Raw genomic sequence first — 22,248 nt, 5'->3', positions numbered from 1 at the left:
TCCTTTCGGTTGAGGGGCAAGTCAGCCCAACACGGCATTGAACAGGTAGCCGACGCCGACGATGCCGACGGCGACCACGCCGATGAAGGTCGCGATGAGCTGGGGCTTGAGGACCCGGCGCAGCAGGATCATCTCCGGCAGGCTAAGCGCGACGACGGCCATCATGAACGCGAGCAACGTGCCCATCGGCAGGCCCTTGTCGTGCAAAGCGTCGACGAGCGGCAGGATGCCAGCGGCATTGGAATACAGCGGGATCCCGATCAGCACCGCGATCAGCACGGCGAACGGGTTGCCCTCGCCCGCGTACTGGGTGAAGAAGTCCTCCGGCGCCCAGCCATGGATGCCAGCGCCGACGCCGATGCCGACCAGCAGGTACGGCCAGATTTTCTTGAGGATGTTCGTGACTTCTTCGATGCCCATCTGGATCCGGTCGTCCCAAGTGAGCCCGAACGTGGAGTCGATGACCTGGCCGCCAAGGCGCGTCTCGAAGACGAACGGCTCGACCCACCGTTCCAGCTTGAGGCGTCCAAGGACAAACCCGGCGACGATTGCGATGACCAGGCCTGCTCCCACGTACAGCAGGGTGGGGCCGATGCCGAAGAGGCCGAAGATCAGCGCGATGGCGATCTCATTGACCAGCGGGCTGGCGATGAGGAAGCTCATGGTGACGCCCAAGGGAACGCCCGCGGCCACAAAGCCGATGAACGCGGGGACCGCGCTGCACGAGCAGAACGGCGTGACGACGCCGAGCCCAGACGCCATGACATTGCCGACGCCCTCCCGCTTGCCTCCCAGCAGCGCGCGCGTGCGCTCGACGCTCATGAAGGAGCGGAGCACCGTGATGAGGAAGATGATGCCGATCAGCAGGAGGGCGATCTTCACCGAGTCGTAGAAGAAGAAGTGCAACCCGGACCCGAGTCGACTGTCGAGGTCCAACCCGAACGCGCCGCCGATCAACCAGTCCCAGAACGGCCGGTTGACCTGGTAGAGCGCGAACCAGACAACGGCAGACGCTCCAAGACCTACCCAGCGCCGGGTGGGGGTCTTGGCGCGCAGACGCTCGGCGACGCTCATGCTTGTGCCATCGTCCGGGCGCCTGGAAGGGCGCGGCGCATGCGCTCCTGTGCGTCGTCCGCGAGCGCGTAGTCGATCCACCGGCCCCTGCGGGTGGCGGTGACCAGGCCCGCCTCGCGCAGCACCTTGAGGTGGTAGCTGAGGAGGTTTCCCGGGACGGGCACGCGCTCCTGAAGATCGCAGACGCAGCGTTGGGCGTCGGCCAATGCCTCGAGCACGGCCCACCGAATGGGGTCAGCAACCGCGATGAGCAGGGCGACCTCTCCGTCCGCGCCGGGAAGCGTCGTATCAGTCTCGCTTGATTCAACCACGTTTGAAGCATACGCGGGCCGCACCACCTCATCCCATACCTAAGTCCCGGCAACCACGGCACACCCGGCTACGCTTTCCGGATGGCCGACACCTGCGTCGCGCGCGTCCCGGTCTTCGCGGGACTGGCTGCGAACGACCAACAACTCGTCGCCGAGTTGGCGCGTCCGGTACGCCTGCAGGCGGGTGAGTTTGCGTACTCCGCCAACGACGAGGTCTCGCGGCTCATTGTGGTGCACACGGGACGCCTCAAGATTTTCCGGGTTTCCCCCGATGGGTCCGAGCAGCTCGTCCGGGTCTTGGGGCCCGGCGACTTCACCGGCGAGACGGCGGTCTTCACTGGCCAGCCACCCGGCGATTACGCCGCCGCGCTAGACGGCTGCGAACTGTGTGTGTTCCGCCACGACGATCTCCAGTCCTTGGTGCGCGAGTACCCCGACACCGGCCTGCGGATGCTGGCGATGGTCAGCGAACGACTGTCCGATACTGAACATCGGCTCAACTCGCTGACCTCGCGCGATGTGGAGAGCCGACTCGCCGACTACCTGCTCCGTCTGCCAGCCACGCGAAGCGGCGGCGCGGTGACGGTGGCCCTGCCGATGGCCAAGAAGGACGTCGCCTCGCTCATCGACACCACGCCTGAGAGCCTTAGCCGCGCCCTCAAGACTCTGGCAGCGCAGGAGTTGATCGTGATCGGCGCGGGACGGTCGGTGACGATCACTCAGCCCGAGCAACTACGGCGACTGGCCGACGGGGCGTGAGGCCACGCGGCCAGAGGGGCCGACCCATCAAACGGCGCGTCACCACCGACTCCACCCTCCCTGCCGCAACGAACGGCTCGTCCCACACCCTGGAGTCGTCAGAGGCCGCCTGGTTGTCGCCAGCCATGAAGTAGCTATCACCAGGCACCGTCCACGCCTGCGTGAAGGCGCCCGCCACCCGTGGCCGTCCGTCAACGCAGACGCCGTTGACGACCAGGCGCCCCGCCTCAAGTTCGACGAGGTCACCCTGGACGGCGACGATGCGCTTGATCATCGGCACCTCGCCGCGACGGAGGACCACCACATCGCCGCGGCCGACGCGCGCCCCGCCCCGCCCGACCGGCCGCGTCAGCAGCAGGTCGGACCGGCGGTAGGTGGGGGCCATGGACTGGCCAGCCACCTTGACCACACGCCTCATGCTCGTGGCCTAGTGAGCGTGGGCGTGGCAGGGCTCGCCGTGCGCGTCGCCCTCGTGGACGGGCCCGTGGTGATCGTGGTCCTCGCCCTCCGCATACTTGAAAAAGTTGACGTAGGCGGCGAGGTAGCGACGGCCAGCCACGACGTCGTCGACATCGAACTCCTTGGCGGCGATCGCGGCCCGGAAGCGCTCGGCGAGTTCCGTGCGGCGCTCTTGAGGCACCATCGGTAGCAAGTCGACGGCCGTACCAGAGGCAATGGCCTCGTCGGCCGCCGTCACCACCGGATCGATCTCGGTTCCTGCGGGCTGGACGCCGGTGAAGCCGACGCCCTCGCCCATGCGGTGGATGCGGACCATCGTCTCCAGGAAGAGACGATCGGCCAGTTCGGCGGCTTCCGTGCCGAGGGTGCGAACCTGCAACGCCTTGTCGAAGACGTCACGCAACTCGGCCTCGCCGTCGGCCGGGATCCACTTGAGGGCGTAGTTGATGTTGCCCGTGACCAATGCCTTGCGACCATCCGTGACGGCGGGACCGTCGGCAGTATCGCAGTGGGCCTCGACGGTGGCGGGCCTCAGCGAGCCCAGCAGGGTCATGATGTTCTTGATGAACATGGGGTGCTCCTTCTCTTGAGTCACCCCTCACGCTACGGAGATCGCAACCGGACCTCCTTGACGCAGATCAAGCCACGTCGCGGCTACCGACCGGAGCCCTTCAGGCTCCCCAACGTGTCTGACATCAGCGACGTCACGACGCACGTGATCTCGTGGTCGCCGAGCTTCCAGCCTTGGCGGCTCGGGTAGTACGGCACGTAGTAGAACGTGGAGTCGGCGTAGTCGACGCCCATGTAGCCCTCGTAAGCGGCGTGACACAACTCGTCGGCCTCGGCCGCGATCTTGTACTCGATATACGTCTCGGCCTGCAGGACAGGCAAGGCATACACCTCGCCATAGTGAGCATCGGCGCAATTGACGACCGTCACCCCGTAGACCCACGTCTCTGCCGAGTCGTCTGACTCCGAGGTCGCATAGGGGTCCAAGATGCAGTCCCCCACCTCAAGGTCAATGAAGGCGACACTGCCCTCGGAGGGCTTCCCGTCGCCCTGCGCGTCATACTGCTGATCAGCATCGGGGCAGCCGCTAGCAGTGTAGGAACCCACCGCGCTGCTCGAGATCACCTGGCCCCCGTCGTAGGTCACCGCTATGCAGTAGTCGAGGTCGCCCAACATGACGAAGTCAACGTCCTCGACGATGGCTGACTTGACCTCGGTGTTGTCCCCGACCACGTAGTGATCGCCTTCGATGGCGACGACCGGGGGGTCGGATCGAAAGAGAAAGTGTGTCGCCACCGCATACCGGAGATTGGCCACGTCGGACTTGGCCGCCGCCTCGTAGGCCCTGTCCTGCTGACTGTCGTAGACCGGGACTGCAGCCGCGAAGAGCAGGCCGAGCACTGCCAGGCCCGTGAAGACCCACGAGACAATCGTGCCAGCGAGCGCTACTCCGCGGTTGTTCGCCGTGCCCTTCCTCACCGCAGACAGACCCATGTGGCCCATGATGATTCCCACAAGGCTCAGGAACACGAACGGGAAGATGAGCGAGAGGATGCCCAAGTAGTTCTTTTGGCTGGAGCCCGCGATCGGAGGGCCGCCGTAGGGCGACGGGTTGCCGTAGCCGTAAGGGGATGGGGCGCCGTAAGGGGATGGGGCGCCATAGCCGTAGGGGGCGCTCGGCATCGGCGGAACGTCTCCCATGCCTGGCTGCGCCAGCGGCTGCGGGGCTATGGACGACGGCTCGCCCACTCCCGGCTGGGATTGCGGCGACGCAAACGGGTCGTACTCGTTGCGGTCACTCATGGTGGGCCCCCTCAATCGCCATCGATGCCCTCATGCTATCGACCCTCGCAAGTGCCCCTTCGCCTGCAATCCCTTTGACCACGGCGTGTGGCTCGGTTAGCGTCGAAGAGTCCCCCAAGCACTCGAGTTCCAAGGGAGTTCACCGTGCGCACACCCCCCATGCCCCTCGCCCTGATCGCGACAGCGGCCCTGGCACTTGCCGGTTGCAGCGACTCCGCTGGCACGGGAGACGCCACCGGCACCGATGGCTCCGGTAGCCCGGCCGCCTCCAGCTCAACCACGGCGACCGCTGGGTCGCCCACTCCGACGAACACGGAACAGCCGTTGGAGTCACAGATCGCGGCAGGCTGCCCCACCGGCCGCTGGGTGCTGGACAACGACGTGTGGGGAGACCTGTTGCGGTCCATGATTCCGTCTGAAGGCTCCCTTGACTCGGTGGAAGGCGAGGTCTTCCTGAGCCTCGGCGCGGACGGCTCGTACTCGACCGTGTATCAGGACTGGACCATGACCATGTCCGTTGAAGGCGGCACCGCCGTGATCACTCGCGATGGCACAGACAGCGGCACCTGGGCGGATCGCGACGGACGCGCCGTCCTGACAGACGAGTCGTCAGGTTCTGCGGTCACCGGGTATGTCGAGTCCCCTCAAGGGCGTATCGACATGCCCACCACCGACGGCGTCCCGACGAACGTCGGCGAATCGTTCGCGTACGAGTGCGAAGGCACCACACTGCTGGCCACCACCGACGAGGGCACCTTCACGTTCACCTGGGCGCCGTAACCGCGTCGCACCGACGGGCCCCATACCCGGCGGTGGTGCGCCTAGTTCATCGTGTCGAGAATCGCGGGCGTGTCCGCAATGGGGCCCGGGCGCGCGAGGAAGTAGCCCTGACCGTACCCGCACGCCGTTGACCGCAGTTCGCCCAACTGGCTCGCCGTCTCGATGCCCTCCGCGATCGTCACCATGTGCAGCGTCTCAGCCAGCCTGATGATCGCCTGCAGAAACTCGTGGTCAGCGGCTCCTGGCACGGCCGGAGTGACGAACGCCTGATCGATCTTGACCATGTCCACTGGGAGCTCGCGCAGATAGCTGAGCGAGGAGTATCCGGTGCCGAAGTCGTCGATGGCCACTCGCACCCCGTGAGTCCGGAGTTCACGTAGCGTCTCGCGGCTGCGCTCCTGCAGGAGCAGACCCTCGGTGATTTCAAGCACGAGGCTGCCTGGTTCCAGACCGCAATCCCGCAAGGTCTCTGCGATGAAGTCCGGCAACTCGTCGTCGCCCAGTTGGAGTGGCGACACGTTGACGCTCACGTATGCCTCGCTACCGCTCGCCGTGCGCCACCGCATGAGGTCGCGACAGGCCCGCGCGATCACCTGCCTGCCAAGTTCGTGGATGAGGCCGGTTCGCTCGGCCACGGGGATGAACGACGACGGTGGGACGTCGCCCAGGTCGGGATCGGACCAGCGGGCCAGGGCCTCAAGCCCAACGACTGCCCCGGTGTGAAGATCCGCGATCGGCTGGTAGGCGAGCGCGATGGTGCCTGCGGCGACGGCCTTCTGCAACGCCGCAGCGAGTCGAAAGTGAGCGAGCGCATCTTGGTGCATGCCCGGCTCATAGACAACGTGGCGACCCCTTCCCTGAAGCTTTGCCTGGTACATCGCAAGGTCTGCGCTGCGGAGCAGCGTCTCCGTCGACTCTCCATCGCCCGCGGCGGCGATGCCGATGCTGGCGCCAATCACCACGGTGCGGCCGCCGAACTCGACGGGCGGGTCGTGTAGGGCGTTGAGAATCCTGTCCGCGAGAGCTCTCGCCTGTTCAAGGGTCGTCTTCTTGAGCAGCAACGCAAACTCGTCACCGCCGAGACGCGCGGCAATATCGCCGGCCCGAGCGCTCGCCCTGATGCGGCGTGCGGCCGAGATAATCACCTCGTCGCCTGACGCGTGTCCGAAGGTGTCGTTCACCGTCTTGAGATTGTCGAGGTCAATGAAGATCACGACGTCCTCGCCATCCGGCGAGGCGGGAGCGGCCAGCGCCTGGTCGACCCGTTCGCGAAAGAGTTCGCGGTTCGGTAGTCCTGTGAGCGCGTCGTGGAAGGCCTGATAGGCGAGTCGCTCCTCAAGGCGCTTCTCTTCTGTGACATCCACGATCACACCATGCAGCGAGGGGGTGCCGTCCTGGTCGCGAAGCACCATCGCATCGTCACGCACCCAGACCACAGTGCCGTCGCCGCGATGGAGTCGGTAGGTGTCAGAGCGTGGCTCCGCGAGGGTCTCAGAGTCGATCATCCGTAACCTGCTCGCCAAGACCTCGTCGCGGTCGGCCGGATCCAGTTGGCGTATCCACAACTCGGGATCGGCCGTCCACTCCTCGGCCGTGAATCCGAGCACCCTTTCGATCTGGGGGCTCACGTACACCCCCATCGGCTCCGGGCTGGCCTGCATCACATAGACCACCGCTGGCACCCGCTCGACCAGGAGCCGGAACCGCTCCTCCGCGGCACGCAGGTCACTTTCGAGTCGCTTGCGTTCGGTGATGTCCAGCGTCATCCCGATCTCGTAGTCGGGATTGCCGTCGGCGTCGCGCACCAGGGACACGGTCAGCGCGGTCCACAGGTATCCACCGCCCTTGCGCAGAAAGCGCTTCTCGAGCGTGAAGTGGTCGATCTCCCCTTCGGCCAAGCGGCGGGATAGCACCACGTTCGGCTCGATGTCGTCTGGGTGCGTGAACTCCGTCCACGGCATGGCCGCGAACTCCTCTTCCGAGTAGCCGAGCATGCGGTGCAGAGCGCTGTTGGTCATGGTGGTGCGACCCTCGAAGTCGACCAAGCCGATACCGACTGGGGCCAACTCGAGGATGGTTTCTAGCCGCGCGAGGCGCGCCGCGGCTGCGTCCGCTCCGGCGGGGTCGGCCTCGGGATCAGAGTCGCTCACGCCCGCCTCCTCCTCTGCCAGCTCTGTCGTCCTATCGGCCACGGTAGCCCGAAGGTGAGTTGCGGCGGGTGCTGAACAGATCGGCTTGACCGGCCCGCGGGTCTCGGGACCCGCAGGCCCAGGTTGGCACATTCGCGAGCGCGCCGCATCAGCGTGAACATCGCGTGTCGCTCGCGGCCGAACGCTGCGGGCGCCCGTAAGGTGATTTCTGAGATAGCGGTTCGGTCCGTACTCAACAGCAAAGGCCCCCCGGAGTAAGCGTCCGGGGGGCCTTGCTGTCGAGATGAGGACCACGCCCGACGCTAGGCGCCTGACGCAACCGCCGGGTCACGAACCCGGTCAGCGAACCCCGCAAGCGGAGCCCTCCTCACTCTGCGGTTCACGGCCCGTCGCTACCACCTCGTTACTGGCGGCCCCCACGTTCTCTCCGAGGAGATCCTGCGGGGCAAGCACAACATCCTGTGAACCACTTCGCATCGACTCAAGTCCCGCTGCGGCCAGGTTGCCCCGACCACTTCGTTCCTCTTCGTGCGATCCGAATAACCCATGTCTACACCTGCCCATAGGGGCGCGCAAGCGGAATTCGAGGTTTTCTTTTTCCACTTTTGTTGCACAGGTTTTTCCACCGTTTTCCCAGTCTGGCTTCGAGAAATCCACCGGCCTGTGGAGGAAATCTGTGGAGGAACCCTCTTGATTCGTGGCGACTGCGGGGCACGTCGCCGCGCGCCAGCTGGCCTCGCGACGTCCACAGGTCTCGCAACTGGGGACAGGCTGGGGACAGGCTGGGGACAGGCGAAGGGCCCCTCGAAGTAAGCGTTCGAGGGGCCCTGCCATGACCTCAAGTTCTCGGCACCGCCCCGAGGGGCAATCCCGAATGCCGTAATTGACGTTGCGGCCTCGTTTTCCGAGGAAAACGACCTATCGGTCGACGCGAGGAGCCGCCAGTTCCTGTGCCGTCACCCACAGGTCGTGACACGGAACCTAGGTCCCGCCCCACAACGTGAACTGCCGTTGTCCGACGCGCCCGAGTCCATCCCCACACGCCCTCAGTCGCCGCGCCGTTGGTCTCCCAGCGACACGGAACACCAGGGCGGAGACCCCGGTCGAGCGAGCCGTGACTTTCTCGATACCCCAGTAGTAGCGGACTTGAAGTGCCCAACGCAAGGCCAGGGGGCGTCGACTTTGACACATGCCCTATACACAGCTTTATCCACCGGCTTTTCCAGGTATTTCCCAATTCGCCCACACCGCTGTGGATAAAATCTGTGGATACAGCGCATCGGCGCGTGGCCACACGCCAATCGCCCATCGCCGGTGAGGGGCCGCTGGCCGCCGCTGGCCGCCGCTCGCCGCCGCTCGCCGGTCCCGAGTGCGCTAGCGACCGGCAGTGGGGGCGTCGTCAGAGTCGGCGAGTCCACCCAACATGGAGTTGTACTCCTCGAGGTCGGCGTCCCCTGTGCGCTCTGCCTCGCGATCCTGGCGCTTGGCCGTGCGGGCGTCGGCGCGCCTCCACGCCACCAGCACGCCGATCGCCAGGATGAGCACCGGAAACTCACCCAGCCCCCACGCGAGGGAACCGCCGTACTGCTGGTCCGTGATGGCGTCGGCGCCCCAGTCTCGGCCCATGAGCCCAAACCACCGGGGCGCGAGCAATACCTCAGACGAGGTCAGCGAGACACCAAAGAACGCGTGGAACGCCATCGTCGCGAAGAGCAGCAGGACGCGCAGCGGGTACGGCGGCCGGGTGGGCCCAGGGTCGATTCCCACGAGCGCGTTCGCAAACAGGTACCCCGCGAGCGTGAAGTGCACGATCATCCACAGGTGCCCCGCGTGGTTGCTCAACGCGAACTCGAACAGGGGGGAGTAGTAGAACACCAGCAGGGAGCCGGCAAAGTTCACGGCCGCGACCACAGGGTGCGCGAGGAACGCCATCCACCGCGACTCCACGATGGTGCGGATCCACTCGCGCGGCCCGCGGGTGCCGTCAGTGCGGTGCGGCAGCGCGCGCAGCGCCAGCGTGATCGGGGCGGCGTACACGATGGGCAGCGGCACCGCCATCGCGAGCAACATGTGCTCCATCATGTGGCCGCTGAACGTCACCATCCCGTAGACGGTTGGCGCACCCTGAGTGATCCACGCGATTCCGGCCATGCCGACGAGGAACGCCGCCGTGCGCTGCCACGGCCAGTCGTCACCCCTGCGCCGAAGCCTGGAGGCCCACCGCAGGTACACCACCACGAGTGCGAGCACCACCATGGCGGAGAGAATCTCGAGCCGCCACTGGGTGATCCACTCGATCGCGTCTGGCCGCGGCGGCAGTGGGTATCCGGTCAACAGGAAGGCCGGGGTGGGGTTTGGCACCACCACCACGGGGATGGTGGGAGCCGTTCTCGACAGCACGCCGCCGATGCCAGCCACCGCCGCCAGTAGCGCGACGTCCCAGGCGAGCACTCGGTAGAACTGACGCCGCACGTCGGCCGTGCTCAGCCGCGGCATCGTGACGCGTCGATGCCAGGCGGCCAGCGCGATCGCTCCCGACATCAGCACCAACTTGAGCGCGAGCAACCGGCCGTACGTGGTGGTGAAGAGGTCGGTCACCGAGCCGATGCGCAACCACGCGTTGGCCGCACCGGACGCGACGATGGCCGCGGCGGCCCACAGCACCATGCGGGACACGCGCTGCACGGCGGCCTTCGCGTCGTTGCCGAGGGGACGTCTCGCCGCGACAAGCGCGATCAACAGGCCAAGCCACACCGCCGACGACGCGAGGTGCACGTAGAGCGAGGTCACGGCGAGGTGGTGGTCTTCTGCCCCGGCGGCATGTCCGGTCATCGCCTGCACGCCCAGGCCGTACGCGACGGGGACGAGCCCCCACGCGGCCTCCGACGGTGTGCGCACTAGTGTCACGATGATCGAGGTCACCACGGCCGCGAGAATGTTGAGCCCGTAGGCGCGACCCAGGTCGATGTCGGCGACGAAGCTCCAGACCTGGGCGCCGAAGTCGGGGGCCGATGGCCCCACTTGCGCGATCTCGACGTACGAGGCCATGAGGAACACGCCCGCGCCCGCGATCCACACGAGCGCGCCAACCCGTGCCACCAGCGCTGCGCGCTCGGCGGCGGCTCCGCGCGCCACCGCGGCCACCATCAGGAGGCCGCCCACCACCGCAGCCACGCCCAGGTCGCGCACCACCGCGGCGACCGTCACCAGGATCATGTGTTTAGCGTAAGGGGCCTGCAGGAGCGGGCGGCGCGTGAGTAGAATCTGTCGAGTTGCGCGCCGCGAGCGACCCCCGCCCCGCGCCACACCCGCCGCATGGACGCGGCAGTCCCCGCCGGATCGTCCTCAGGCGCTCGAAAGGAATACGCGTGACCGCAGTTGCCCCCGCTCCGCCGTTGAGCCGCAGACAGATCAACCTCATCGTCGGCGGCCTGATGGTCGGCATGTTCCTGGCCGCGCTCGACCAGATGATCGTCGCCACCGCCATCCGCACCATCGGCGACGACCTCAACGGCCTCACCCTTCAGGCCTGGGTCACTACGGCCTACCTGATCGCCGCGACCATCTCGACGCCGCTGTACGGCAAGTTGTCCGACATCTTTGGCCGCAAGCCCCTGTACGTGTTCTCTCTTGGCGCGTTCGTGGTGGGCTCACTGCTGTGCGGCACGGCGAGCTCCATGTACGAACTGGCCGCCTACCGCGCCGTCCAGGGCCTGGGCGCCGGCGGCCTGATGGCGCTCGCGCTGATCATCTTGGGCGACATGCTGTCGCCCCGCGAGCGCACCAAGTACCAGGCGCTGTTCTTTGGCGTGTGGGGGGTCGCATCGGTGCTGGGGCCCGTGCTGGGAGGCTTCTTTGCCGACGCCGACGAGTTGCTGGGGTTCGCCGGTTGGCGCTGGATCTTCCTCATGAACGTGCCGCTGGGTGCGGTCGCGCTGTTCGTGATCCTGCGCGTGCTGCACCTGCCAGCCACGCACAAGCGGGTGCGCATCGACTGGTGGGGCGTCGGCACGCTGATTCTCGCCATCGTCCCGATGTTGATTGTGGTGGAGCAGGGAAGGGACTGGGGGTGGACCTCCTCCAGCGTGCTCATCCTGTCGGGGGTTGCGATTCTGGGGATCCTGGGCTTTGTGCGCTCCGAATTCGCGGCAGGGGACGACGCCCTGCTGCCTCCGCGCGTGTTCAGAAACCGCACGGTTGCCGTGTCGACGGGCCTGAACTTCATCATGGGCTTCGCGATGTTCGGCGGCATGGCGGGACTGCCGCTGTACACGCAGATCGCCAAGGGGATGTCACCCACTGCGTCTGGCCTCGCCATGCTTCCCATGACGTTCGGCATCATCGCCATGGCCGGGATATCGGCGCGCGTCATCCACCAGACGGGCCGCTACCGCGTCTTCCCCATCATCGGCACCTCCCTGCTGGTGATCGCATGCATTGACCTGTCGACACTGTCCGCCGACAGCCCGCTGTGGCACCTCTTTGTGGGCGCGGCACTGTTTGGCCTGGGCCTTGGCGGCGTGATGCAGCCCAACATGCTGGCCGTACAGAATGCTGTGGCGCCGCGCGACATGGGCACGGGCTCCGCCTCCGTGATGTTCTTCCGGCAGATCGGCGGCTCGCTCGGCACTGCGGTGTTCCTGTCGATCATGTTCGGCACTGTTGCCGGGGACATCACCGACGAGATCTCAGCGGCCTCCCAGACCGCCGAGTTCCAGCAGGTGATCGCCGATCCGGCCACCGCCGCGAACCCCACCAACGCGGCCATTATCGCCACGCTGGAAGCTGGATCGATCGCGGGCGCTGAGAACGCGGGCCTCTCGCTCGACGACACCTCGTTCCTCAAGGAAGCCGACCCCGTACTCGCGTCGCCGTTCCGAGAGGGCTTCGCGGACGCCATCACGCGTGTGCTGTTGCTGTCGGGCTTCATCTCCCTTGGCGGCTTGCTGTTCGCGCTGTTCATCCCCCACGTGCCCTTGCAGGAGAAGTCTGGCCTGGAGACGATGCGGGACGAGGCCGCGTCGGCGGCTGCGGGCGTCAGCGTCGTCCCCGGCGACGTGCCGGGCGAGGTGCCGGGCGAGGTTCCCGACGGCGAGTCGGCTGGACCAGCCGACGCGAGGGCTCAGCAAGAGCCGTAGAGGCCGGGCGTGGCGGCGTGCGACTGCGCCGCTAGAAAATGCGGGATAGCGCCGTCAGGAATCGCGCCACCAGTGCCACGGTAGCGATCACCGCCAGCACGGAAATGGAGATTCCCGCGATTCCAAGGCTGCTCTGAGGACTGAACCCGCGCGAGTTCACACTTCGCGAGCGCAGTCCAAAGTAGAGCCCCGCGAGGGCAAGAGCAATCGACGCCGTCCACGTCAGGCCACCCCGAGTGCCGAAGTAGACCATCAAAGAGCTCAGCAAGGACGCGCCTCCGAGCCCGATCGATAGCCAGGCGTAACTGTTTCGCGCCAAGGTGTTCTCGGACGACGGGAACGACTCCTCGACAATGGGGGCCCTTTCGTAGGTGGGCTCTGGCTCCCACGCGGGGACCTCTCGAGCCGGACTCGTGTATTGCGGCCCAGCATTGTCGTGGGTGTGAGTGAAGCCGCCTTGAGCTGGCGGGGGACTCGACGGCCCCGTCTCGCTCACCTGCGGAGTCCACACTTCAAAGGGCTTGCCGTCAATGCCCATCTGGACGTTCTTGTGCCGTTCTGAGTCAATCTGGTCTTCGTTCATGGGGACACCTCCTCAGATTGTGGCATCAAGCCTAGAGGCTTACTCCGCCACACGCGAGGGGCAACGGCGCGGGGCGTGCGGCGGGACTCCCTCAGCCGCTGGCCCCCAGGAATCGCGCGCAATTGCCTCAGGTCTCTAGGCTCGGGGTATGAGCGATGCACCCGGACTGATAGCTGCCCAGAACAAGATGCGTAACGCCGGCGTGAACCAGGCCGCGATCGACGTGTTCAGTTACTACTACGGCAAGCTCGAGGCGGGGGCCACCGGCCTCATTCTCGAGGAGACCATCGAGCCTCTTACCGACCCCACTCACCTGGATAGCGTGGACGTCGACGAAGAGGCCGCACGCACCGCCCTCGCCAAGACGGCCATGATCAAGCTCAACGGCGGGCTCGGCACCTCGATGGGCATGGACCGCGCCAAGTCGCTGCTGCCGGTGCGCGGCGAGCAGAGCTTTCTCGACGTCATCGTGGGGCAGGTGCAGAAGGCGCGGGCCGCCACGGGCGCAAAGCTGCCGCTGGTGCTCATGAACTCGTTCCGCACGCGGGACGACTCCCTCGCGGCCCTTGCCGCGCACCCGGGCCTCCAGCTCGATGGGCTGCCGCTCGACTTTGTGCAGAACAAGGAACCCAAGCTGCTGGTGGACGGCCTCACGCCCGTCGAGTGGCCCCCGGACCCCGACCTCGAGTGGTGCCCTCCCGGCCACGGCGACATCTACACCGCGATACTCGCGTCGGGCGTGCTCGACGCGTTGCTGGAGGCTGGCTTCCGCTACGCGAGCGTCTCCAACTCCGACAACCTCGGCGCCGTCCCAGATGCGCGCATCGCCGGCTGGTTCGCAGCGTCGGGCGCCCCCTATGCCGCCGAACTGTGTGAGCGCACCGCCGCCGATCGCAAGGGCGGCCACTTGGCAGTGCGCAAGGCCGATGGGCAACTCATCCTGCGCGACACCGCCCAGACGGCTGAGGACGAGATGCACTTCTTCACCGACGAGGAGCACCACCCGTTCTTCCACACCAACAACCTGTGGTGGGACCTCGAGAAGCTGAAAGCCGCGCTCACGGAACGCGGCGCGGTGCTGGGCCTGCCGCTCATCCGCAACACCAAGAACGTTGACCCCGCCGACAAGGAGTCGCCGCAGGTCCTCCAGATTGAGACTGCCATGGGTGCGGCCATCGAGGTGTTTGAGGGTGCGACCGCCATTGTGGTGGGCCGTGACAGGTTCCTGCCCGTCAAGACCACCAACGACTTGTTGCTGCTGCGCTCGGATGCCTACGAGCTCCAGGACGACGGCGCACTGCGGCTCGCGGTACGCCGTGCCCCGCTGGTGGAACTCGACCCCGCCTTCTACAAGACCATGGCAGAATTCGATGCCCGGTTCCCCCACGGCGCGCCCTCGCTGCGCGAGGCATCGTCGCTCACCGTCAAGGGCGACTGGACATTCGGGAAGAACGTGGTGGTGCGTGGCACCGTGGTGCTTCAGGACGACGACGGTCGCCGCAACGCGATCGCAGACGGCACCTTGCTCGACGGCGTGGTGATGGAGGGCTGAGCCTTCTCGCAGGCCCCGGGAGGGGCCGGGCCACTTAAGCCCAGACCAGCCCGTGGGCGGGGTCGTTCATCACGCGACCCACGTCGAACAGCAACCGCGCGCCCAGCTCCCCGTCCACCAGGCGGTGGTCAAAGCTCAGCGCGAGTTGCGTGACCCAGCGGATCTGAATCTCGCCCTCGTGGACCCACGGCTGCTGGCGGATCGCACCGAATGCCAGGATCGCCGACTCGCCGGGGTTGAGGATCGGGGTCCCGGTGTCGATGCCGAGCGCGCCCACGTTGGTGATGGTGATGGTGCCGTCGGCCATGCGCGCCGGCGAGACGCGACCGGTGCGAGCCTCGGCCGTGAGGTGCTGCAGTTCGGTCGCGAGCGCCTTCAGGGGAAGCCGGTGGGCGTCCTTGATGTTCGGCACCACCAAACCGCGAGGGGTCGACGCGGCGATGCCGAGGTTGACGTAGTGCTTGTAGACGATCTCCTGACTCGCGTCGTCCCATGACGCGTTGACCTCGGGGTGGCGTCGCACCGCGAGCAGCAACGCCTTGGCCACCAGCAGGAGCGGCGTGACGCGCACGTCGGCGAAGTCCTTGTCAGCCTTGAGCTTGGCCACCAGGTTCATGGTCTCGGTCACGTCGACCGTGAGGAACTCGGTGACGTGCGGGGCGGTGAAGGCAGACTGCACCATCGCCTCTGCCGTGCGCTTGCGCACCGACTTCACTGGCACCCGCGTCGAACGGCCACCGTCGTTCGAGTAGCCGGTCTCGAGCCACGGCTGGTCGTCGTTCGCGTACGTGGCGAGCGTCTGCGCGGACATGGTCTTGACCTTCTGCTCCACGTCTCCTCGCGTCACGAGCCCGCCTGGGCCAGACGGGTTGATCGTCGTGAGGTCAACACCCAACTCCTTGGCAAGCTTGCGCACCGGGGGCTTGGCGAGCACGGGGTACTCGGTGTCGCCCACTCCGCCGATCTGCTCGACCACCTCGACGTTGCGGGGGCGGCGGTGCGCAGCGTCGGCCTTGACTCCGTAGCCCACGAGCACGGCGCCTGAGCCTTCCTGCTCTGCGGGCGCGGACGACGCTGCGGGCGCGGACGACGCTGCGGGCGCGGGCTCCTCTGCGGGGGCGTCTTCCACGTGGTCGGCGAACGGCGGGGGATCCGCCACCACGGGAGCAACCCCCTCCGGCGCGGGCGGACCGTCTGGGTCGATGTCGAAGATGCAGATGGGCGAGCCCACCTCGACGGTGTCGCCCTCGCGAGCCACGAGCTCGGTGACGACGCCGTCCACCGGGCACGGCAGCTCCACCAGGGACTTCGCTGTCTCGATCTCCACAAGCGGCTGGTTGATCTCCACGCGGTCGCCCACGGCGACGCGCCACGTCACCACGTCGGCCTCTGTGAGGCCTTCACCCGCGTCTGGCAGCGGGAAACTCTGGAACTGAGGCATCGGAACTCCTAGTGGGCCATCACGGCGTCGACTGCGTCGAGCACTCGGTCGAGTGAGGGAAGGTAGTCGTGCTCGTGGGTCGAGCCGGGGTACGGGGTGTGGAAGCCGCCCACGCGCAGCACGGGGGCTTCGAGGTGGAAGAACGCGAGCTCGCTGATGCGGGCGGCAATCTCCGCGCCGGTCCCGAAGGCGACGGGCGCCTCGTGCACCACGATGGCCCGCCCGGTGCGCTTGACGGAGGCCAGCACGGTGTCGAAGTCGATGGGGGAGATGGATCGCAAGTCGATGACCTCGACGGACACGCCGTCCTTGGCCGCGACCACAGCGGACTGCAACGCCAGCCGCACCGTCGGCCCATAGGCCAGCAGCGTCACGTCAGACCCGGGGCTTGCCACGCGGGCGCTGCCCATCTCTGCCGTGCCCTGGGAGGCGCCAGCGTCGGCGTCCAACTGGGTGGCCACGCGGGCGGTGTCCACCTCGCCCTTGTCCCAGTAGCGGGCCTTGGGCTCGAAGAACAACACCGGGTCTGGCGACGCGATGGCCTGCTGGATCATGTCGAAGCCGTCTTGCGGGGTCGCCGGGGCGACGATGCGTAGCCCTGGGGTGTGCGCGAACAGCGCCTCCGGGCTCTCGGAATGATGCTCGATCGCGCCGATGCCGCCAGCGAAGGGCACGCGGATCACCACGGGCACTGTGATGCGGCCTTGCGAGCGATAGTGGAGCTTGGCCAGGGAGGTGGTGATCTGGTCGTACGCCGGGAAGATGAACCCGTCGAACTGGATCTCCACCACCGGCCGGTAGCCGCGCATCGACATGCCGATCGCGGTACCGACGATGCCGGATTCGGCCAGCGGGGTGTCGATCACGCGGCGCTCGCCAAAGTCCTTGTGCAGGCCATCCGTCACGCGGAACACGCCGCCGAGCGGGCCGATGTCCTCGCCCATCAGCACGACCTTGGGGTCGCGGTCCATGGCGGCGCGCAGGCCGGCATTGATGGCGGCTGCGAGGGTCAGGGTGCGCACGGTGGAGGGAGCCTCCGGCGCGGCCTCGCCCTGAGAGGAGACTGTCGCGGTCATCGGGCCACCTCCGCGTCGGCAAATGTTGCCTCGTAGCGTTCGAACCAGGTGCGCTCCGCCTCGACACGGGCGTGGGGTTCGGCGTAGACGTGTTCAAAGATCAGGTGCTTGGGTGGCTTGGGCCACGAGCGCACTGCCTCGCGGGTGCGCTTGCCCATCTCCTTGCACTCGGCCGCCACGGAGTCCACGAAGTCCTCCGGTAGTTCGCCGAGCGAGTTGAGGTGCGCCTCGAGTCGCGCGATCGGGTCGCGCTCGCGCCAGTAGTCCTCGTCTGCCTTGGTGCGGTACTTGGTGGGGTCGTCGGACGTGGTGTGGGCTCCCATGCGGTACGTGAGCGCCTCGATCATCACGGGACCCGCGCCCGAGCGGGCGTGCTCCATGGCCCATGCGGTGACGGCGTGTACGGCGATCGCGTCGTTGCCGTCAACGCGTACGTTCTCCATGCCCACGCCGTCGGCGCGCTGCGCGAGCGGCACCTTGGACTGGCGCGTGGTCGACTCGGAGATGGCGAACTGATTGTTCTGCACAAAGAACACGATGGGCGCGTTGTTGACCGAAGCGAAGATGAGCGCCTCGTTGACGTCGCCTTGGCTGGTGGCGCCGTCGCCGAAGTAGCAGATCACGGCCCCGTCGGCCTCCGGTTTGCCGGAGCCCACCAGGCCGTCCCAGTCCATGGCCTGCGCGTAGCCGACGGCGTGCAGCGAGTGCGCGCCGATCACCAAGGTGTAGAGGTGGAAGCGGTGGGCCGCGGGGTCCCATGCGCCGTGCTGGTGGCCGCGGAACGTGCGCAGAATCTCGGGTAGATCGATGCCGCGCTTCAGGGCGACGCCGTGCTCGCGGTAGCTGGGAAACACGTAGTCGGGGTCGCGCAGCACGCTGGCGGAGCCAATCTGGGCGGCCTCTTGGCCGAGCGACGCGACCCACAGTCCCAATTCGCCTTGACGCTGGAGGCTAGTGGCCTCGTTGTCGAACGCGCGCGTAAGCATCATGTCGCGCCAGAACCCGCGCAAGTCGTCAGGGGTCAGGTCTTCTGCGTAGGAGGCAAACTTGGCGTTCTTGACCCGCTTGCCCTTGTAGTTCAGGAGACGGACGAGTCCCTCTTCTGACAGCGGCCCGATGCCTGCCATGCGAACCCCTTTGCGGTCTCAGTGGTGTCGGTCGATGGTTGCGCGCGGGGGCACCCGCCAGCAACCTACGCAAGCGTAGGCTACGGTTCCGTAGGTTGGCAAGCAGGTGCCCCTGTGCGCGCTGACCGGCAGGCTAGTCCTCCTTGGCCCCTTCGGGCTTGTCGGCGGGCTTGTCGGCGGGCTTGTCATCCGGCTTGGGGGCCGCGGACCGCTTCTTGGCAGGCTCGGACTCCTTGGCAGGAGCGTCGGCGGGCTTTGCCTCGGCGTTCTCGGCAGGAGCGTCGTCCTTCTTGGCAGGAGTCTCCTCTGGCGCTGCGGCGGGTGCGGAGTCGGCTGCGGCCGTGGCTGCGGCGGCCGCCTCTGCTTCATCTGCGGCCTGAGCCCTGCGATACCTGGCGCTCTCTGCCTCGGCCTTCTCACGGTCGGCGCGGGCCTGCTCCATGCGGGCGCGGGCGTCCGCCTCCAATTGCTTGCGGCGCTCGGCCTCCTTGACGGCGGCGCGCTCGCGACTGGGAAGCATGAGGTCGTTCGCATCGATCACGCCGATCGCCTCGTCGCGCTCCTTGAGGGAGGGCCACTTGAGCATCGCGAACAGGAGGAAAAGGATGAAGCCCAGGCCGGGTACCAGCACGGCCAGCGCGCCCCACCAGCCGGAGTAGCCGGCCTTCTTGGCGATGACGATGGTGAAGATGAGGGTGAGCACAAAGACCGCGGCGGTGACGATGAGCGCGGTCCACCCTGCCGTCTCGAGGAAGTCAGAGACTCGGGTGCCCACCTCCTCGCTATCTTCTGGGGCCAGAACCCTAAGGGAGCTAAGCATGATCGGTCCTTTCATTGGGACGTCCGTCGTCAAGACTTCCGTCGTGTGCAAGCAGCAGATGCGCTACCTGCACCTACTTCGTTTCTACACGCGCCACGTCAACCCCGCGAGTGCAGCGAGTGCCGCGTCGTTGTCTGTGGGGGAGCCGATGGTGAGGCGAACGCCCTCGTCGGTGAAGGGTCGTACCAAGATGGCGGGGCTCTGAGCCCCCAGGTGAGTGACCAGTTCGGCGGTGCGGTCACCGGCTCCTATCCATATGAAGTTACCTTGCGGCTCGGGGATCGACCAACCGTCGGAGGTGAGCGCAGCGAACACCCGGTCCCGCTCCGCCACAATGCCCTCGACCCTTTCCAGCAGCTCTGCCTGCGCCTCAAGAGACGCGAGCGCCGCCACTTGCGCGACGGAAGAGACGGAGAACGGGGTGACGCACGCACGAGCCGGTGCCAATACGTCGGCGTGGCCAAAGGCGAAGCCGACACGCAACCCCGCCAGGCCATATGCCTTGGACATGGTCCGCAGCACGACGACGTTGGGGTGGGTTTCCCACGCATCGGCGCCAATGTAGGTGTTGCCATCGACGCACGCCTGATCGCTCACGAACTCGACGTAGGCCTCGTCGAGCACCACGAGCACGTGGGACGGCACCCGGTCGACGAAAGCGGCAAACTCATCCGCCATCACGGCCGGGCCAGTGGGGTTGTTGGGCGAGCAGACCATGACCGCAGCCGTGCGATCGGAGATGAGGGCGGCCATCGCGTCCAGGTCGTGGCGCCCGGAGGGTGCGAGGGGTGCCGTCACCGGCGTCGCCCCCGTGAGCGCGGTGAGAATGGGGTACGCCTCGAAACTGCGCCACGCGTAGACGACCTCGCGACCGGGCCCCGCGTAGGCCTGCAGCAGGTGTGCGAGGACCGCCACCGAACCGGCCCCCACCATGACGTTCTCTGCGGGAAGTCCCTGTCGCTGCGCGAGCGCGTTCACCAGGTCAGCGGCAAACATGTCGGGGTAGCGATTCACCGACTCCCCTGCCGACGCGATGGCCCGCGAGACCGACGGCAGGGGCGGCAAGGGGTTCTCGTTGGAGGACAACTTGATGGGCGCTGGACCCGAAGCCGATCCCCGCGCACCCGGCACGTAACTCGGCAAAGAGGAAACATTGGGCAACGCTTCTGGTAGCACCATTGTCCAAGCATGCCAGCGTCGTGCCAGAATCGATGCATGAGATTTGTGATCAAGTCGGCAATTGCCGCAGTGGCCGTGTGGGTGGCGACGGAGCTACCGCTCGACGTCGTCGTGACGGGCGGGGAGAGCGGGGACTGGTGGCATCGCCCACTGGTATTCCTCATCATCGGCGTGGTGTTGGTGCTGCTCAACGCCATCCTGAAGCCGCTCATCAAGGTCCTGACGCTCCCGGTGCAGATCCTCACGCTGGGCCTGTTCTCATTTGTGATCGCGTGGTTCATCCTGTGGCTCACGTCGTGGATCACCGACAAGATCGATTTCGCGACGCTCACGGTTGGCGGATTCTGGAAGACCCTCTTCGCCGCCGTGGTGATCGCTCTGGTCAGCGCCTTGCTCGAGGCGGTCGTTCCCGGCGCCAAGAAGCGGAAGCGCCGGGACTAGAGTGCGGTCCCGCTCCCGGTCGCGCGGTGTTTCCCGTGAAACAATGGACGCGTGACCACGCCGAGCGACCCTGCCGCCCACCCGCTGACCCCCACGGTGTCCCTCGCGGCACTGGAGCCCGCCATCGCGCTCGGCCCGCTCGACGGCCGCTATCGCGGCGCCGTCGCAGCACTGGTCGACTACCTGTCCGAGCCCGCGCTCAATCGGATGCGCCTGCACGTCGAGGTCGAGTGGCTCATCCACCTGTGCGAGATGGATGCGGTGCCCGGGGTGAGGCCACTCACCACGGCTGAGGTGGGCTTGCTGCGCGCGATTCCTGACGGCTTTGACGCCGACACCATCGCCGAGCACGCCTCCTTTGAGCGCGAGACCGTGCACGACGTCAAGGCGATCGAGTACGTCATCAAGGCTCGCATCGATGGCACCTCACTGGAGCCGCTGCGCGAGCTCGTCCACTTCGCGTGCACGTCAGAGGACATCAACAACCTGAGTTATGCGCTCATGATTCAAGGCGCCGTGCGGAACGTGTGGCTGCCCGCCGCGCAGGGCTTGGTGGGCGACCTGTCCCACATGGCCCGCGATGCCAAATCCCAGCCGATGCTGGCGCGCACCCACGGCCAGCCCGCCACGCCGACGACGCTGGGCAAGGAGCTCGCGGTTCTCGCCCACCGCTTGACGCGCCAACTGCGCCGCATCGACGGCGCCGAGTACTTAGGGAAAATCAACGGCGCGACCGGAACCTTCGGCGCGCACGCCGCCGCGGTGCCAGGCACCGACTGGGTCGAGGTGTCGCGGACCTTCGTCGAGGGGCTTGGCCTCGCGTGGAACCCGCTGACCACCCAGATCGAGTCGCACGACTGGCAGGCGGAGTTGTACGCGGACGTGGCCCGCTTTGGCCGCATCCTGCACAACCTCGCCACCGACGTGTGGACCTACATCTCTCTGGGCTTCTTCGCGCAGGTGCGTGGCCAAGGCACCATCGGGTCCAGCGCGATGCCGCACAAGGTCAATCCCATCCGCTTCGAGAACGCCGAGGCCAACCTCGAGATCTCCGGCGCCCTGCTGGACACCCTTGGCGCCACGCTCGTCACGAGCCGCATGCAGCGCGACCTCACCGACTCGACCAGCCAGCGCAACATCGGCGTCGCCTTCGGCCACTCGCTGCTCGCGATCGACAACGTGAAGCGCGGCCTTGCCGGGCTCGACGTCAACCCCGCCGCGCTCGAGGCCGACCTGGACGCCAACTGGGAGGTGCTCGCCGAGCCCATCCAGTCCGCCATGCGCGCCGCCGCGATCGCGGGCGCTCCCGGCATGGACAACCCCTACGAGACCCTGCGCGACCTCACCCGCGGTCGCCGCATCAACGCCGACGACGTGCGCACCTTTGTGGCCGGGCTGGGGCTCCCCGCCGACGCCACGGAGCGCCTGATCGCCCTGACGCCAGCGTCGTACGTTGGCCTGGCCGAGAAGCTGGTGGACGACTACTTGGCGTAGCGCTCGGCTGGCTACAGTGGGCGTCATGACCGACGCCGCCCCCCCGTCAGCC

At 66.9% G+C, this 22,248-nt stretch carries 19 protein-coding genes; 6 read left to right on the top strand and 13 right to left on the bottom strand.

Annotation, left to right across the window (positions count from 1 at the left end):
- Nucleotides 1–21: 21 nt before the first annotated feature.
- On the bottom strand, nucleotides 22–1,074 hold the full coding sequence (locus QZZ33_RS11930; protein WP_291380245.1) for a permease: 1,053 nt from the start codon (nucleotides 1,072–1,074) through the stop codon (nucleotides 22–24).
- A complete protein-coding gene (locus QZZ33_RS11925) occupies nucleotides 1,071–1,385 on the bottom strand; it encodes a metalloregulator ArsR/SmtB family transcription factor (protein ID WP_291380244.1) in 315 nt (104 codons plus the stop codon). The genes QZZ33_RS11930 and QZZ33_RS11925 overlap by 4 nt, the downstream gene beginning before the upstream one ends.
- An 81-nt stretch (nucleotides 1,386–1,466) precedes the next feature.
- Between QZZ33_RS11925 and QZZ33_RS11920 the strand changes: the two genes are divergently transcribed.
- Complete coding sequence (locus QZZ33_RS11920) at nucleotides 1,467–2,144, top strand: Crp/Fnr family transcriptional regulator (protein WP_291380242.1); 678 nt, start codon at nucleotides 1,467–1,469, stop codon at nucleotides 2,142–2,144.
- Here QZZ33_RS11920 and lepB read toward each other — a convergent pair.
- From lepB to QZZ33_RS11905, 3 genes are all read right to left on the bottom strand, one after another.
- A complete protein-coding gene (gene lepB / locus QZZ33_RS11915) occupies nucleotides 2,101–2,562 on the bottom strand; it encodes a signal peptidase I (protein WP_291380240.1) in 462 nt (153 codons plus the stop codon). The two genes, QZZ33_RS11920 and lepB, sit on opposite strands and share 44 nt — an antisense overlap.
- A gap of 9 nt (nucleotides 2,563–2,571) precedes the next feature.
- Entirely contained in the window at nucleotides 2,572–3,174 is a 603-nt protein-coding gene (locus QZZ33_RS11910) for a DUF6448 family protein (protein ID WP_291380238.1), read from the bottom strand.
- A gap of 83 nt (nucleotides 3,175–3,257) precedes the next feature.
- On the bottom strand, nucleotides 3,258–4,415 hold the full coding sequence (locus tag QZZ33_RS11905) for a DUF4190 domain-containing protein (RefSeq protein WP_291380236.1): 1,158 nt from the start codon (nucleotides 4,413–4,415) through the stop codon (nucleotides 3,258–3,260).
- Between the two features lie 144 nt (nucleotides 4,416–4,559).
- On the opposite strand from QZZ33_RS11905, the gene QZZ33_RS11900 reads away from it, so the two are divergent.
- Entirely contained in the window at nucleotides 4,560–5,195 is a 636-nt protein-coding gene (locus tag QZZ33_RS11900) for a hypothetical protein (RefSeq protein WP_291380235.1), read from the top strand.
- Between the two features lie 41 nt (nucleotides 5,196–5,236).
- On the opposite strand, the gene QZZ33_RS11895 is transcribed toward QZZ33_RS11900, so the two are convergent.
- Both QZZ33_RS11895 and QZZ33_RS11890 read right to left on the bottom strand, forming a co-directional pair.
- A complete protein-coding gene (locus QZZ33_RS11895) occupies nucleotides 5,237–7,345 on the bottom strand; it encodes an EAL domain-containing protein (RefSeq protein ID WP_291380233.1) in 2,109 nt (702 codons plus the stop codon).
- 1,374 nt (nucleotides 7,346–8,719) lie between these two features.
- A complete protein-coding gene (locus QZZ33_RS11890; protein ID WP_291380232.1) occupies nucleotides 8,720–10,561 on the bottom strand; it encodes a cytochrome c oxidase assembly protein in 1,842 nt (613 codons plus the stop codon).
- Between the two features lie 152 nt (nucleotides 10,562–10,713).
- Here QZZ33_RS11890 and QZZ33_RS11885 point away from each other — a divergent pair, with 152 nt between their 5' ends.
- Nucleotides 10,714–12,483, top strand: coding sequence for an MDR family MFS transporter (locus QZZ33_RS11885; protein ID WP_291380231.1), 1,770 nt, complete (start codon nucleotides 10,714–10,716; stop codon nucleotides 12,481–12,483).
- A gap of 31 nt (nucleotides 12,484–12,514) precedes the next feature.
- Here QZZ33_RS11885 and QZZ33_RS11880 read toward each other — a convergent pair whose 3' ends face one another.
- Nucleotides 12,515–13,066, bottom strand: a complete 552-nt coding sequence (locus tag QZZ33_RS11880) for a hypothetical protein (protein WP_291380230.1) — start codon at nucleotides 13,064–13,066, stop codon at nucleotides 12,515–12,517.
- Nucleotides 13,067–13,214: 148 nt separating this feature from the next.
- Between QZZ33_RS11880 and QZZ33_RS11875 the strand changes: the two genes are divergently transcribed.
- The gene (locus QZZ33_RS11875; protein WP_291380229.1) at nucleotides 13,215–14,618 is read left to right on the top strand and encodes a UTP--glucose-1-phosphate uridylyltransferase; all 1,404 of its coding nucleotides are present in this window, start codon (nucleotides 13,215–13,217) and stop codon (nucleotides 14,616–14,618) included.
- A 34-nt stretch (nucleotides 14,619–14,652) separates the two neighbouring features.
- Here QZZ33_RS11875 and QZZ33_RS11870 read toward each other — a convergent pair whose 3' ends face one another.
- The 5 genes from QZZ33_RS11870 to QZZ33_RS11850 all read right to left on the bottom strand — a co-directional run bounded on the left by QZZ33_RS11870 (nucleotide 14,653) and on the right by QZZ33_RS11850 (nucleotide 20,261).
- On the bottom strand, nucleotides 14,653–16,059 hold the full coding sequence (locus tag QZZ33_RS11870) for a dihydrolipoamide acetyltransferase family protein (RefSeq protein WP_291380228.1): 1,407 nt from the start codon (nucleotides 16,057–16,059) through the stop codon (nucleotides 14,653–14,655).
- A gap of 8 nt (nucleotides 16,060–16,067) precedes the next feature.
- Complete coding sequence (locus tag QZZ33_RS11865) at nucleotides 16,068–17,135, bottom strand: alpha-ketoacid dehydrogenase subunit beta (RefSeq protein ID WP_291380227.1); 1,068 nt, start codon at nucleotides 17,133–17,135, stop codon at nucleotides 16,068–16,070.
- Nucleotides 17,132–18,262: a pyruvate dehydrogenase (acetyl-transferring) E1 component subunit alpha gene (gene pdhA, locus QZZ33_RS11860; protein WP_291380226.1), complete on the bottom strand. Its 1,131-nt coding sequence runs from the start codon at nucleotides 18,260–18,262 to the stop codon at nucleotides 17,132–17,134. The genes QZZ33_RS11865 and pdhA overlap by 4 nt, the downstream gene beginning before the upstream one ends.
- 133 nt (nucleotides 18,263–18,395) lie before the next feature.
- Entirely contained in the window at nucleotides 18,396–19,082 is a 687-nt protein-coding gene (locus QZZ33_RS11855; RefSeq protein WP_291380225.1) for a hypothetical protein, read from the bottom strand.
- Nucleotides 19,083–19,166: 84 nt separating this feature from the next.
- Nucleotides 19,167–20,261 carry a histidinol-phosphate transaminase gene (locus tag QZZ33_RS11850; RefSeq protein WP_291380224.1) on the bottom strand — a complete coding sequence of 365 codons (1,095 nt, stop codon included), beginning with the start codon at nucleotides 20,259–20,261 and terminating at the stop codon, nucleotides 19,167–19,169.
- Between the two features lie 36 nt (nucleotides 20,262–20,297).
- On the opposite strand from QZZ33_RS11850, the gene QZZ33_RS11845 reads away from it, so the two are divergent.
- On the top strand, nucleotides 20,298–20,702 hold the full coding sequence (locus tag QZZ33_RS11845; protein ID WP_291380223.1) for a phage holin family protein: 405 nt from the start codon (nucleotides 20,298–20,300) through the stop codon (nucleotides 20,700–20,702).
- A gap of 51 nt (nucleotides 20,703–20,753) precedes the next feature.
- Nucleotides 20,754–22,196 carry an adenylosuccinate lyase gene (gene purB / locus QZZ33_RS11840; RefSeq protein ID WP_291380222.1) on the top strand — a complete coding sequence of 481 codons (1,443 nt, stop codon included), beginning with the start codon at nucleotides 20,754–20,756 and terminating at the stop codon, nucleotides 22,194–22,196.
- Nucleotides 22,197–22,248: the final 52 nt, after the last annotated feature.

Source organism: Demequina sp., from assembly GCF_016278775.1.
Classification (GTDB): Bacteria; Actinomycetota; Actinomycetes; order Actinomycetales; family Demequinaceae; genus Demequina.
This window is presented reverse-complemented; position numbering and strand designations above follow the sequence as displayed.

What these genes read in the sequence shown, in the direction of transcription:
- QZZ33_RS11850 (WP_291380224.1), bottom strand. Translation starts at nt 20,261, where the DNA reads ATGGTGCTACCAGAAGCGTTGCCCAATGTTTCCTCTTTGCCGAGTTAC.
- pdhA (WP_291380226.1), bottom strand. Translation starts at nt 18,262, where the DNA reads ATGGCAGGCATCGGGCCGCTGTCAGAAGAGGGACTCGTCCGTCTCCTG.
- QZZ33_RS11880 (WP_291380230.1), bottom strand. Translation starts at nt 13,066, where the DNA reads ATGAACGAAGACCAGATTGACTCAGAACGGCACAAGAACGTCCAGATG.
- QZZ33_RS11910 (WP_291380238.1), bottom strand. Translation starts at nt 3,174, where the DNA reads ATGTTCATCAAGAACATCATGACCCTGCTGGGCTCGCTGAGGCCCGCC.
- QZZ33_RS11890 (WP_291380232.1), bottom strand. Translation starts at nt 10,561, where the DNA reads ATGATCCTGGTGACGGTCGCCGCGGTGGTGCGCGACCTGGGCGTGGCT.
- QZZ33_RS11845 (WP_291380223.1), top strand. Translation starts at nt 20,298, where the DNA reads ATGAGATTTGTGATCAAGTCGGCAATTGCCGCAGTGGCCGTGTGGGTG.
- QZZ33_RS11905 (WP_291380236.1), bottom strand. Translation starts at nt 4,415, where the DNA reads ATGAGTGACCGCAACGAGTACGACCCGTTTGCGTCGCCGCAATCCCAG.
- QZZ33_RS11855 (WP_291380225.1), bottom strand. Translation starts at nt 19,082, where the DNA reads ATGCTTAGCTCCCTTAGGGTTCTGGCCCCAGAAGATAGCGAGGAGGTG.
- QZZ33_RS11920 (WP_291380242.1), top strand. Translation starts at nt 1,467, where the DNA reads ATGGCCGACACCTGCGTCGCGCGCGTCCCGGTCTTCGCGGGACTGGCT.
- QZZ33_RS11875 (WP_291380229.1), top strand. Translation starts at nt 13,215, where the DNA reads ATGAGCGATGCACCCGGACTGATAGCTGCCCAGAACAAGATGCGTAAC.
- lepB (WP_291380240.1), bottom strand. Translation starts at nt 2,562, where the DNA reads ATGAGGCGTGTGGTCAAGGTGGCTGGCCAGTCCATGGCCCCCACCTAC.
- QZZ33_RS11930 (WP_291380245.1), bottom strand. Translation starts at nt 1,074, where the DNA reads ATGAGCGTCGCCGAGCGTCTGCGCGCCAAGACCCCCACCCGGCGCTGG.
- QZZ33_RS11870 (WP_291380228.1), bottom strand. Translation starts at nt 16,059, where the DNA reads ATGCCTCAGTTCCAGAGTTTCCCGCTGCCAGACGCGGGTGAAGGCCTC.
- QZZ33_RS11865 (WP_291380227.1), bottom strand. Translation starts at nt 17,135, where the DNA reads ATGACCGCGACAGTCTCCTCTCAGGGCGAGGCCGCGCCGGAGGCTCCC.